At 40.8% G+C, this 13,209-nt stretch carries 12 protein-coding genes; all 12 read left to right on the plus strand.

Features of this window, described 5'->3' with window-relative positions:
- Positions 1–4: 4 nt before the first annotated feature.
- The 12 genes from lspA (at position 5) to pyrE (ending at position 13,099) form a co-directional block, all read left to right on the plus strand.
- Complete coding sequence (gene lspA / locus ACNAN0_RS06865; protein WP_230913813.1) at positions 5–466, plus strand: signal peptidase II; 462 nt, start codon at positions 5–7, stop codon at positions 464–466.
- A complete protein-coding gene (locus ACNAN0_RS06870) occupies positions 463–1,374 on the plus strand; it encodes an RluA family pseudouridine synthase (protein WP_230913812.1) in 912 nt (303 codons plus the stop codon). The genes lspA and ACNAN0_RS06870 overlap by 4 nt, the downstream gene beginning before the upstream one ends.
- Before the next feature lie 237 nt (positions 1,375–1,611).
- Entirely contained in the window at positions 1,612–2,160 is a 549-nt protein-coding gene (gene pyrR / locus ACNAN0_RS06875; RefSeq protein ID WP_230913811.1) for a bifunctional pyr operon transcriptional regulator/uracil phosphoribosyltransferase PyrR, read from the plus strand.
- 27 nt (positions 2,161–2,187) lie between these two features.
- Positions 2,188–3,477, plus strand: a complete 1,290-nt coding sequence (locus tag ACNAN0_RS06880; protein WP_230913810.1) for a solute carrier family 23 protein — start codon at positions 2,188–2,190, stop codon at positions 3,475–3,477.
- Entirely contained in the window at positions 3,478–4,443 is a 966-nt protein-coding gene (locus ACNAN0_RS06885) for an aspartate carbamoyltransferase catalytic subunit (RefSeq protein ID WP_407929192.1), read from the plus strand.
- Positions 4,427–5,716: a dihydroorotase gene (locus ACNAN0_RS06890; RefSeq protein WP_230913809.1), complete on the plus strand. Its 1,290-nt coding sequence runs from the start codon at positions 4,427–4,429 to the stop codon at positions 5,714–5,716. Before ACNAN0_RS06885 ends, ACNAN0_RS06890 begins: the two co-directional genes overlap by 17 nt.
- A complete protein-coding gene (locus ACNAN0_RS06895; RefSeq protein WP_230913808.1) occupies positions 5,713–6,795 on the plus strand; it encodes a carbamoyl phosphate synthase small subunit in 1,083 nt (360 codons plus the stop codon). The genes ACNAN0_RS06890 and ACNAN0_RS06895 overlap by 4 nt, the downstream gene beginning before the upstream one ends.
- A gap of 17 nt (positions 6,796–6,812) precedes the next feature.
- Positions 6,813–9,989, plus strand: a complete 3,177-nt coding sequence (gene carB, locus ACNAN0_RS06900; protein WP_230913807.1) for a carbamoyl-phosphate synthase large subunit — start codon at positions 6,813–6,815, stop codon at positions 9,987–9,989.
- 39 nt (positions 9,990–10,028) lie between these two features.
- Positions 10,029–10,814, plus strand: coding sequence for a dihydroorotate dehydrogenase electron transfer subunit (locus tag ACNAN0_RS06905; protein WP_230913806.1), 786 nt, complete (start codon positions 10,029–10,031; stop codon positions 10,812–10,814).
- Positions 10,814–11,752, plus strand: a complete 939-nt coding sequence (locus ACNAN0_RS06910; RefSeq protein ID WP_230913805.1) for a dihydroorotate dehydrogenase — start codon at positions 10,814–10,816, stop codon at positions 11,750–11,752. The genes ACNAN0_RS06905 and ACNAN0_RS06910 overlap by 1 nt, the downstream gene beginning before the upstream one ends.
- Positions 11,749–12,453 (plus strand): orotidine-5'-phosphate decarboxylase, encoded by a 705-nt coding sequence (pyrF, locus tag ACNAN0_RS06915; protein WP_230913804.1) that lies wholly within the window; start codon positions 11,749–11,751, stop codon positions 12,451–12,453. The genes ACNAN0_RS06910 and pyrF overlap by 4 nt, the downstream gene beginning before the upstream one ends.
- Before the next feature lies 1 nt (position 12,454).
- Positions 12,455–13,099, plus strand: coding sequence for an orotate phosphoribosyltransferase (pyrE, locus tag ACNAN0_RS06920; RefSeq protein ID WP_230913803.1), 645 nt, complete (start codon positions 12,455–12,457; stop codon positions 13,097–13,099).
- Positions 13,100–13,209 lie beyond the last annotated feature (110 nt).

Below are 13,209 nucleotides of genomic sequence, written 5' to 3' on the forward strand. Positions count from 1 at the left end.
AATTATGTTTTTTCTCTGGCTCGGCTTAGCGGCCATCATCGTAATTATTGACCAGCTTGTCAAACATTGGGTGCTCACAAATCTTACGCTTGGGGCAGGTCATGTACTTTTACCACATGTTTTTTCACTTTTCTACGTTCGTAATTATGGGGCTGCTTGGAGTATCTTGCAGGGAAAAACCTGGTTCTTTTATATTGTTACGACAGTTGCTAGTGTTGTGATCATCTATCTATTGTATCGAAAACAACATGATCACATCTTGTTAAAACTCGGGTTAAGTTTTATTTTGGGCGGCGCCATCGGTAACTTTATTGACCGACTTCATCTAACTTATGTTGTTGACATGTTTCGACTAGATTTCATCAATTTTCCCATCTTTAATGTGGCTGATACCTTTGTGACGGTTGGTGTTGTTTTATTGTTTATTTATTTACTATTTTTTGATAAGGATGATGTCAAAGCATGAGTGAAGTTATCAGCTACCAATCTGAAGTTGAAAAACAACGAATCGATCGAGCTATCAGTGCCCATTTTACGAAATACTCTCGGTCCCGAGTACAGCATTGGTTAAAAAATGATCGCATAACCGTCAATGGTCAAGTTGTTAAAGCAAACTATCAAGTCCAAATTGGCGATCATATTCAGATTGACATTCCTGAACCGACCCCATTAGAGGCTATTCCTGAAAAGATACCTTTGGACATTATTTTTGAAGATCAAGACGTCATGGTCGTTAACAAACCTCAAGGTATGGTCGTGCATCCTTCCCCAGGACATCCTGATCATACATTGGTTAATGCTTTGTTGTACCATACTCATTTCAAAGGAATCAATGACAAACTTCGCCCTGGTATTGTACATCGAATTGACAAGGATACTTCAGGCTTATTAATGATTGCCAAAAATGAAATGGCAGTTCAATCGCTGACGGCCCAACTCAAAGCTAAAACCAATGAACGCGCATATTTAGCCATCGTCCACGGCATTATTCAAGAACCAGCGGGTACGATCAATGCCCCAATTGGCCGTGACCCTAAAGACCGTAAACGCCAAGCAATTGTCCGCGATGGGCGGCCGGCCGTCACCCATTTTACAATATTGGAGCGTTTCCCTAAGAGCCAATATACATTGATCAAATGCGTCTTAGAAACAGGGCGAACACATCAAATTCGTGTCCATCTGAAATATATCGGTCATCCTTTGGCCGGAGATCCGGTGTATGGGCCTAAAAAGACACTTCCGGGAAATGGACAATTTTTACATGCCGAGACCTTAGGCTTCAAACATCCACGTACCAATGAGGAATTGCAGTTCAGTATTGAGCCACCTAAGATTTTTCAACAAACACTCAAAAAACTTAGAACAATTGGTTGACAGTTACAGTGTTATTCGATATAGTTTAATCAATCAAATAAAAGCACCTTTAAATTTAGTCCAGAGAGGCTAAGAAGGTATACACGTTAAAACATAACCACTTTCAAGCAGTGATTAACTGCATTGAATTAAGTTGGTAGTTTAGGCATTATGTGTTGTCTTGTATAGCGCTCTATCCACTCTGGATCGGGCGCTTTTTTTATGCATTAATACATATCTATAAAGGAGCGAATCATTATGACCAAGGAAGTAGTTGACAGCGCAACAATGAAAAGAGCCCTGACACGAATCACTTATGAAATTATTGAACAAAATAAGGGTGTCGAAAACATTGCCCTTGTTGGCATTAAAACTCGTGGTATCTATGTTGCGAAAAGAATCGCAAGTCGTTTACAACAGCTTGAAGACATCAGCGTTCCAGTAGGTGCTTTAGATATTACCCTCTATCGTGACGATATCCACGACGCTTCTAAAAAAAGAGAACCTGAGGTTAATAGTACTGAAATTGACTTTTCGATTGATGATAAGAACATTATTTTAGTGGATGACGTGTTGTTCACAGGGCGTACCATTCGTGCCGCTTTAGATGCCTTAATGGATATTGGCCGACCTAAAAAGATTTCATTAGCTGTGCTAGTTGACCGCGGTCACCGCGAACTACCGATCCGTCCAGATTTTGTTGGCAAGAATATACCAACGGCCTTAGATGAACAGATCCATGTTAATGTTGAAGAAATCGACGGTCGGGATGGTATTGATATTTCCGATTTACAAACCAAAGCATAATATTTGATATAAGGAAGGGTGTCCGGCTTGTCAGATCAAAAGCCATTTCGCAATAAAGAAGCTATTTTAGATATTCAAGATCGACCAACCTTTGGTCACTGGTTGGGATTGTCGATTCAGCATCTATTCGCCATGTTTGGTTCTACTGTATTGGTTCCAATTTTAGTAGGTTTGAATCCGGGAATCGCTTTATTCAGTTCCGGCGTTGGCACATTGATGTATATCTTGATCACCAATCGACGTATTCCCGCTTATATGGGTTCCAGTTTTTCTTTCATCGTACCTATGTTGGCCCTCATGAAAACGACGGGTTATCCTGGCATCGCTCAAGGAACGGTTGGCGTTGGTATTGTTTATCTGATTGTGAGTTTGATCGTTGCAAAGATCGGTTACAGCTGGATTGACAAAGCATTACCACCAATTGTGGTTGGGCCAATCGTAATGGTCATTGGATTATCTTTAGCTGGAACTGCGGCTAAAGATGCAACAATGAATGGTACACACTATGATATTCGTTTCTTTATCGTTGCCATGGCTACCGTATTGATCGCAATTTTTCTAAATATGTTCCTTAAAGGATTTTTAAGTCAAATCGCGATCTTACTAGGCATCATCGCTGGATACTTGTTGGCTGTTTTAGTTGGTATCGTAAATTTCAAACCCGTTATAGCAGCGGCTTGGCTACAACTGCCAAATTTCCAGGTACCTTTTCTTTCTTACCACCCACACTTATACTGGGGTGCGATTTTAAGTATGGTTCCGATTGCCTTTGTGACCATGACCGAACATATGGGCCATATCATGGTTCTAAATGGTTTAACCCATCGAAACTTTTTCAAAAAGCCAGGATTAAACCGGACCTTAGCTGGCGATGGGACAGCTTCAATCATTGCCGGTTTCGTTGGTGGCCCACCAGTCACTTCTTATGGTGAAAATATTGGTGTATTGGCAATTACAAAGGTTCATAGTGTTTATGTACTCATGGGTGCTGGCCTGTTTGCTGTATTATTCAGTTTTGTAGGTAAACTGAGTGCCTTGATTCAAAGTATTCCATCACCAGTCATTGGTGGTATCAGCTTTCTACTTTTTGGCGTAATTGCTTCAAGTGGGTTACGTGTATTAATTGATAACCACATTGATTTCAACAAAAAGCGTAACTTAATGATTGGTTCATCGATCTTAGTAATTGGTATCGGCAATGCTTATCTACAACTTGGTGAATTTCAGTTTTCTGGCTTAGCAATTGCAACTGTACTAGGTATTGTTTTGAATCTCGTTTTACCAGAGCAAGCAGCAAGTGAAAGGGAAGTGGCGTAAGTGATACGCAAACATGATTTTGTCACGGTGGCGGATTTATCTAACGATCAAGTTTTAGAATTAGTTCAACGAGCAGAGGCATTCAAGCATGGCGCTAGCATTCAGCTAAAACGGCCTGTTTATGCCATCAACTTATTCTTTGAAAATTCAACCCGGACTCATACAAGTTTTGAAATGGCTGAACGTAAATTAGGTATGCAAGTTTTGAACTTTGAAGCCCAAACAAGCTCCATCCAAAAGGGTGAAACGCTTTATGACACCGTTAAAACAGTCAGTTCGATTGGTGCTGATATTGCCGTGATTCGTCATCCAAAAGATGCGTACTATCAACCGTTGTTACAAGCAAATTTACCGATTAGTATCGCCAATGCGGGGGATGGTGCCGGCCAACATCCATCTCAATGTTTGTTAGATATGATGACAATTTATGAAGAATTTCATCATTTTGCAGGTTTGAAAGTTGCTATTGTTGGTGATTTGCTACATTCTCGTGTCGCAAAATCCAATATGATGTTGCTCAAAGATTTAGGTGCTGAGGTTGTTTTTGGTGGCCCTGATGCTTGGTATAGCGATGAATTTGCGGCATACGGCCCCCATTTGTCGATGGGCGAGATTGTCGATCAAGTCGATGTCTTGATGTTGCTCCGCGTTCAACATGAACGTTTAAACCAAACGGATAATCAAAGCTTTTCACAAGCGGACTATCACAAAAAATATGGTTTAACACTTGAAAGAGCCACTCATCTGCAAAAACAGGCAATTATTATGCATCCTGCACCTGTCAATCGAGGTGTTGAAATTGCCTCTGAATTAGTTGAATGCCCACAATCCCGTATTTTTCAACAAATGACTAACGGCGTCTTTACGAGAATGGCCATTTTAGAAACTTTGTTACGAGCCAAAAACCTGATTCAACCAACAAGTAATTTATCTGCAGGAGCTGATAAACATGTCATTAATTATTAAAAATGGAACAGTCTACTACCAAGGCAAACTAACAAAACTAGATATTTTGGTTGCTGATGGCAAAGTTAAACAAATCGCACCTCATATCGTAGCTCCAGCTGATTCGAAGGTATATGATGCAAACGGTCAATTAGTAACACCAGGCTTAGTTGATATTCATGTACACTTCCGTGATCCAGGCTTAACTTATAAAGAAACCATTGCTACAGGCAGTCTTGCTGCAGCTCATGGTGGCTTTACAACTGTTTGTGCCATGCCAAATGTCGATCCGGTCCCAAACACACCGGAACTATTACATAATCAAATCAAACGAAATCAAACTGACGGTCACGTTAAAGTATTTCAATATGCCCCCATTACCAAAAATCTAACAAGTACAGACCTTGTGGATGCTCAAGCAATGGCTGACGCTGGGGCTGTTGCGTTTACCAATGATGGTAAGGGTGTGCAAGAAGCTGGTACAATGTATGACGCTATGAAAGCGGCCAAAACAGTTCAAAAAGCTATTGTTGCCCATGTTGAAGATAACTCTTTAGTCCGTGGCGGGGTTATGAATGCCGGTCCGATAGCTGATAAGTTGAACTTACCGGGTATTCTATCTGTTTCAGAATCCGCCCAGGTTGCGCGCGATATTGAACTTGCTCAAGCCACTGGTGTTCATTATCATATTTGCCATATTTCAACTGCTGAGAGTATTCGCCAAGTGCGTGCTGCTAAAGCTGCCGGAATCCACGTAACTTGTGAAGTTAGTCCCCATCATTTAGTCCTCGATGACACAATGATCACGAAAGACGATCCTATGATGAAAATGAATCCACCGCTACGTAGCTTTGCCGATCGACAAGCATTAATTGCTGGGTTGATGGATGGGACAATTGATTGCATTGCAACCGATCATGCGCCGCATAGTATTGAAGAAAAGAGTGGTTCTATGCTAACAGCGCCTTTTGGAATTACCGGCTCTGAAACGGCTTTTGCCATCTTATATACAAACTTGGTTAAAACTAGAATAATTTCTTTAGAACAGCTTTTAGCGGCCATGACAGCTAAAGCCGCAGCTATCTTTAATCTAAATGCAGGTGTTTTAGCTGAAAATAAAGCTGCCGATATTGCCGTCTTTGATTTACACCAAGAACATCAAATTCAAACAGCTGACTTTGTTTCAAAAGGTAAAAATTCACCATTTGTTAACGATGTAGTTTATGGCTGGCCAAAAGCAACTTTTGTAGATGGCCAACAAGTACAATTTCCCCAATTAGGAGGTCAAGCATGAAGCGCTATTTAATATTAGAAGATGGTAGTGTCTTTGCCGGTGAAGGTTTCGGTGCGCCATTTACAACTACCGGTGAGATTGTCTTTAATACCGGTATGAGTGGTTATCAAGAAACAATTACAGATCAATCTTATAATGGTCAAATTGTGACATTTACTTACCCATTAATTGGCAACTACGGCATCAATCGTGATGACTATGAATCTATTATCCCAACTTGTAAGGGGGTCGTTGTTCATGAGGTCGCCCGTCGAGCTAGTAATTGGCGCAATCAAATGTCCCTAGACGAATTTCTTAAAGCAAAACGGATTCCCGGTATCACCGGTATTGATACCCGAGCATTGACCAAACGCATTCGTTCAGAAGGTACCATGAAAGCAAGTATTATGGATACTGCGGATGAACATGCTTTTGATCAGTTAAAGGCTTTAGTCTTACCTAAAAATCAAGTACAACAAGTTTCTACAAGTCAAGCCTATCCAAGTCCGGATTTAGGTCGGAATATTGTGGTCGTTGATTTTGGCTTGAAGCACTCGATCTTAAGAGAGCTGTCACGTCATAACTGCAATGTTACTGTCGTGCCTTACAATACGACTGCTGAAGAAATCTTAACCTTAAATCCTGACGGTGTCATGCTGACGAATGGTCCTGGTGATCCAACGGAGGTCCCTGAAGCCATCAAAATGATTCAAGGCATTCAAGGTAAAATTCCAATTTTTGGTATTTGTTTAGGCCATCAGCTTTTCGCTTTGGCAAACGGTTGCCGCACTTTCAAAATGAAATTTGGTCACCGTGGCTTCAATCATCCCGTCCGTGAAATTGCGACTGGTCGAATTGACTTCACCTCACAAAATCATGGCTACGCTGTTGATCGTGATTCAGTCAACAAGGATCAATTGATGGTGACTCATGAAGAAATTAATGACCATACAGTGGAAGGCCTACGTCATCGTTTTTATCCTGCTTTTACCGTTCAATACCACCCAGACGCTGCGCCTGGTCCACATGATGCTGTTCATTTATTCGATGAATTTATGGAAATGATCGATGCTTTTCAACAAAAGCAACGCCAAAACTAACAGGGGGCTTTTAAGTAATGCCAAAACGTCAAGACTTAAAGAAAATTTTAGTGATCGGTTCTGGCCCAATTGTCATTGGCCAAGCGGCAGAATTTGATTATTCCGGGACGCAAGCCTGCCTTGCATTAAAAGAAGAGGGTTATGAAGTTGTTCTGATCAACTCTAATCCAGCAACCATTATGACGGATAAAGAAATTGCCGACAAAGTTTATCTTGAACCAATTACGCTAGAATTTGTATCACAGATTTTACGTAAAGAACTACCAGACGCGATCTTACCAACTTTAGGTGGTCAAACTGGCCTAAATATGGCCATGTCCCTATCTGAGTCCGGTATTTTAGATGAATTAAATATTGAATTATTAGGTACCAAGCTTTCGGCAATTGATCAAGCTGAAGACCGTGAACAGTTCAAAGAATTAATGCAAAAGTTAGATGAACCAATTCCTGAATCACAAATTGCTTATTCTTTGAAAGACGCCCAAGAGTTTGTAGCTCAAATTGGTTATCCAGTCATTATCCGTCCGGCATTCACTTTAGGTGGCACTGGCGGCGGCATTGCTAATAATGATGCTGAACTTAAAGAAATCGTTGAAAATGGTTTGGCCTTATCACCGGTAACACAGGTCCTCGTTGAACGCAGTATTGCTGGCTATAAAGAGATTGAATTTGAAGTCATGCGGGATGCAGATGATAACGCCATGGTTGTCTGCAATATGGAGAACTTCGATCCTGTTGGTATTCATACTGGTGATTCAGTCGTTTTTGCACCAGTACAAACACTTTCAGACAAGGAAGTCCAAATGCTGCGGGACGCTTCCCTAAAAATTATTCGTGCCTTAAAAATCGAAGGTGGGTGTAACGTTCAATTGGCTCTAGATCCTAATAGTTTTAACTATTACATCATTGAAGTCAATCCACGTGTAAGCCGTTCTTCAGCGCTAGCTTCCAAAGCAACTGGTTATCCAATCGCAAAAATGGCCGCTAAAATTGCTGTCGGGTTAACATTAGATGAAATTAAAAACCCAGTGACAGAAACAACTTATGCAGAATTTGAACCTGCTTTAGATTACGTTGTTGCAAAAATTCCACGCTGGCCATTTGATAAGTTCGAAAAGGGCGATCGTAACTTAGGCACCCAGATGAAAGCGACTGGGGAAGTTATGGCAATTGGTCGAAATATCGAAGAAAGTTTACTAAAAGCGGTACGTTCATTAGAAATCGGGACGATTCATTTGGAAATGCCTGAATTAAGTGAGGTCCCTGATGATGACCTTTCTGAACGAATTATTCATCCCCAAGATGATCGGTTATTCTATTTAGCTGAAGCCTTACGCCGAGGCTACACTGTCGAAGAATTAGCTGAGTTGTCTAAAATTGACATTTTCTTCCTTGATAAATTACAACATATCATTGAAATTGAAAAAGAACTTGCCCAAAATAAAAACGATCTGGCTAGTTTGGAGCTTGCAAAGAAAAACGGATTTGCGGATCAAGAAATTGCCCACATTTGGCAGGAATCTGCTGATGACGTCCGGCAATTGCGCAAAGCAAATAAACTCGTTCCCGTATATAAGATGGTAGATACTTGTGCCGGTGAGTTTGAATCTCAGACGCCTTATTTCTATAGTACTTATGAAATGGAAAATGAAAGCCACGTGACTAATAAACCTTCTGTTCTAGTCCTGGGTTCCGGACCAATTCGTATCGGTCAAGGGGTAGAATTTGATTATGCGACGGTTCATTCGGTTGAGGCGATTCAAAAGGCTGGTTATGAAGCAATCATTATGAATAGCAATCCTGAAACTGTTTCAACTGATTTTTCAATCTCTGACAAATTGTATTTTGAACCATTGACAGCTGAAGATGTTTTGAATGTAATTGACTTGGAAAACCCAATCGGCGTTATTGTGCAATTCGGGGGTCAAACTGCCATCAACTTGGCTGCCCCATTAGTCGCTCACGGTGTTAAAATCTTAGGCACTCAATTAGCAGATCTAGACCGGGCTGAAGATCGGGACCAATTTGAACAGGTCATCAAAGCTGAAAATATTGCACATCCAATCGGTGATACTGTTACTGATGCGGCTAAAGCTCCGGAAGTTGCGGCACGTATCGGTTATCCTGTACTTGTGCGCCCTAGTTATGTCTTAGGTGGCCGAGCAATGGAAATCGTTCACAACGAGAAAGAGCTTAGCAATTATATGCAGAACGCGGTCAAGGCATCCAATGAACATCCTGTATTGATTGATAGTTATTTGGTTGGTAAGGAATGTGAAGTTGATGCAATCTGTGATGGTGAGACTGTTCTGATTCCTGGCATCATGGAACATATCGAGCGGGCGGGAGTCCATTCTGGTGATTCAATGGCCGTTTATCCACCACAAAATATGTCACAAACTGTCATTGACACAATTGTTACCTACACACAAAAGCTAGCCTTAAGTATGAATTGCATTGGCATGATGAACGTTCAATTTGTCATCCATGATGAAAAGCCTTATGTGATCGAGGTTAACCCACGGGCTAGTCGGACAGTGCCATTCTTAAGCAAAGTTACTGGTATTTCCATGGCTCAAGTTGCTACTCAAGTTGTTCTAGGCAAGAAATTAAAAGATTTAGGGTATGAAAATGGACTTGCAAAACCAAGTAAATTAATTCATGTCAAAGCGCCCGTGTTCTCATTTTCAAAACTTGCTAAAGTCGATAGTCTCTTAGGCCCAGAAATGAAATCAACTGGTGAAGTTATGGGTTCCGATCAAACTTTAGAAAAAGCACTTTATAAGGCATTTGAGGCAGCAAAAATGCATTTACCTGAATTCGGTAATATTTTATTTACCGTTGCTGATGCCGACAAACAAGAAGCGCTAGATTTAGCAAAGCGTTTCCGCCAAGTAGGTTACCAAATTTGGGCAACCAAAGGTACTGAAAGCTACTTTGAAGAAAATGGGCTTGATGTCAAAAGCGTTGAAAAGATTCATGAGTCCGAAAATAATTTACTGCAGAATTTGGAAAACGGTGAAATTCAAGCTGTTGTCAATACGATCGGTCAAGACAGCAAGAGTGCAAATGATGGGATCGAAATTAGAGAAATGGCAATTATGCATGGTATTCCACTCTTTACTTCATTAGACACCGCTGCTGCAATTGTTAAAGTATTAGAGTCTAAGAGTTTTGTAACAAATCCGCTTTAATTGTTAGATAAAATGTAACTATTTTCAAGGAGGCCGACCATGATCAAAGATTATACGGTTACGGTGGAGCAACAGGTTGAACTAGCACCAACTATTTTTGAACTGACACTCAATGGTGCTATCGCAACTGCAGGAATCACAGCGGGACAATTTGTAAATGTTAAAATTCCTGATGATCAGTATATTTTAAGACGGCCATTTGGCGTTGCTGAAGTCAACGAAACAAAAGCACAGATCAAATTGATCTACCGTGTTGTTGGTGAGGGGACAGAAATCATGGCTAAAGTACAACCTGATGATCAGTTAAAGGTATTGGGTCCTTTAGGTCACGGGTTCCCGATTGATTTTCTACAACCTAAAGATCGGGTGCTAATTGTTGGTGGTGGTACTGGCTTACCACCGTTATACGAATTAGGTCGCCGACTCCAACAAAAACAAGTACAAATGGAAATGGCCTTAGGGTTTCCAACTCGGGAACGCGTTTTTTATGAACATGAATTTGCGGCCTTCGGTGAAACTTATGTTAGTACAGATGACGGCACTTATGGAATCCAAGGAACAATCATTGACTTACTGAATCAAAAATTCAAAGCCCATGAATATCAAGCAATTTATGCTTGTGGCCCAAGAGGCTTAGAAATTGCCGTTAGTAATTACTTCGCTGGTCACCCCAACGCTTACATCTCTGCAGAAGCACGCATGGCTTGTGGTATTGGTATCTGTAATGCCTGTGTCTTGCATACAAAAGCAGATCCCAACGGCCCCTCAGAAAAAAAAGTTTGTGTTGATGGTCCTGTCTTTCATATTGATGAGGTGTTGCTATAATGACAAATGAAAACGCGCGCTTAAACGTTGATTTACCAGGATTGACACTTAAAAATCCGATTATGCCTGCAAGTGGTTGTTGTGGTTTTGGTGAAGAATTGGGCAATCTTTATGATTTAAATCAGCTCGGCGCCATCATGATCAAAGCAGCTACATCGCGACCAAGATTTGGTAACGAAACACCTAGAGTTTCAGAAACACCTAGTGGCATGCTGAATGCTATTGGCTTACAAAACCCTGGCGTAGATGAGATCGTTGCTGAAAAAATTCCTAATTTAAAAGCAAAATTTAATCAGTTACCAATCATTGCCAACGTCGCAGGTTCATCAGAAAGTGATTATGTTGCTGTTTGTCGCCAAATCGGACAGCCAGAGAAGATTGCAGCTATCGAATTAAACATTTCGTGCCCCAATGTAGCTCACGGCGGTATGGAATTTGGCGTGGATCCTGAGGCAGCTTATTCATTGACTAAGGCTTGTGTGGCTGCTGCTAATGTGCCGGTGTATGTCAAACTTTCACCCAATGTCACGGATATCCGAGAAATCGCACAAGCAGTAGCTAAAGCTAACCCAGCTGGATTTACACTGATCAATACTTTGGTAGGTATGCGTTTTGACCTAAATACCAAACAGCCAATTTTAGCTAATCGCACTGGGGGTTTGTCAGGTCCTGCCGTATTGCCGGTTGCTTTACGGTTGATTAATCAAGTTAAATCAGTTTGCGATTTACCAATTATTGGTATGGGTGGTGTAAACTGTGCAAAAGACGTTTTAGAAATGATGATTGCCGGTGCTGATGCAGTGGCGATCGGTACCGCCAATTTAACAGATCCTTTTGTTTGTCCGAAAATCATTGCAGACTTACCAAACGTCATGGACCAATACCACATCACTTCATTAAAAGATTTGATTGCACAACGAAATGGGGTAAGCGTATGAGTCTGCCAATTATTGCATTGGACTTTGAAACTAAAACTAAGGCATTACAATTTTTACACGAATTTCCTAAAGATGAACACTTATTCGTAAAAATTGGGATGGAACTTTTCTATCAAACTGGACCAAGTATTATTTCTGAAATCAGTAGTTTGGGTCATGATATCTTTTTAGATCTCAAATTGCATGATATTCCTAACACCGTACAGCGCGCAATGCATATTATTGCTGAAATGGGTAACATCAAGTTAACCACGATCCATGCTGCTGGTGGCTCACATATGATTGCTGCTGCTAGAGCAGGGCTAGATACGACAGCTTCTGGTCAAAAGATTCAATTATTAGCTATCACTCAATTAACATCCACTGCTCAGACACAATTGAATGAAGAACAAAAAATTCCTGGGTCGATTCGTGACTCTGTCTTGAATTATGCCAAATTGGCACAAAATAACGGCGCAAATGGTGTTGTTGCTTCAGGGCTTGAAGTTCATGATATCAAACAAGCTACCGATTCAAAGTTTTTATGTGTTACACCAGGCATTCGTCTGCAAGCTGGTCCTGATAAAGATCAGACTCGAGTTGTGACACCGGAAACTGCCCGGCAAAATGGCAGTGATTTTATTGTGGTTGGCCGGCCAATTACTCAAGCCGTTGATCACGTTGCAGCATATCAAGAAATTAAAAAGAGATGGCAGGGATAAGATGAATCAAGAAGTTGCTAAACAAGTTGCTAAGGATCTATTAAGTGTGCAAGCCGTATTCTTGCAGCCAGAAAAACCCTTTACCTGGGCTTCGGGCTTACATAGTCCAATTTATTGTGACAATCGAATTACTTTGGCTTATCCAATTGTAAGAAAACACATCGCCCAAGGACTAGCCGATATGATTGCTCAAGACTATTCCAGTGTTGAAGTGATTGCTGGTACCGCGACCGCAGGCATTCCCCATGCAGCTTGGGTTGCTGATTTACTAGGTTTACCAATGGTTTATATTCGTTCTAAGCCCAAAGATCATGGTAAGGGCAATCAAATCGAAGGCCATTTGATCCAAGGTCAAAAAATGGTTGTGATCGATGATTTATTGTCTACCGGTGGTAGTGTTCTTGCCGCTGCTAATGCTGCTAAAAAAGAGGGCGCTGAAGTTATTGGTGTAGCGGGTATTTTTAGCTATCAATTAAGAGCTGTTTACGATAATTTTAAAGCAGCAGGCATTCCTTTTGAAACATTGACAAATTATGAAACCTTAATTGATGTCGCGGTTAAAGAAAACTATATTGGTGATCACTTACTAACATCATTGAAACAATGGCGTGAGGACCCTGAAACTTGGTCACATCAATTTGATTAATTTTTTAAAGATAATTATGAATGAAATATAACAAAAGTGGCTGAAAACAAAAATAATGTTTTGTTTTCAGCCACTTTGTGTTTACGAACAATTAAATTTTAAACGTATAT

It is taken from the genome of Agrilactobacillus fermenti, assembly GCF_047943045.1.
GTDB classification, from domain to species: Bacteria; Bacillota; Bacilli; order Lactobacillales; family Lactobacillaceae; genus Agrilactobacillus; species Agrilactobacillus fermenti.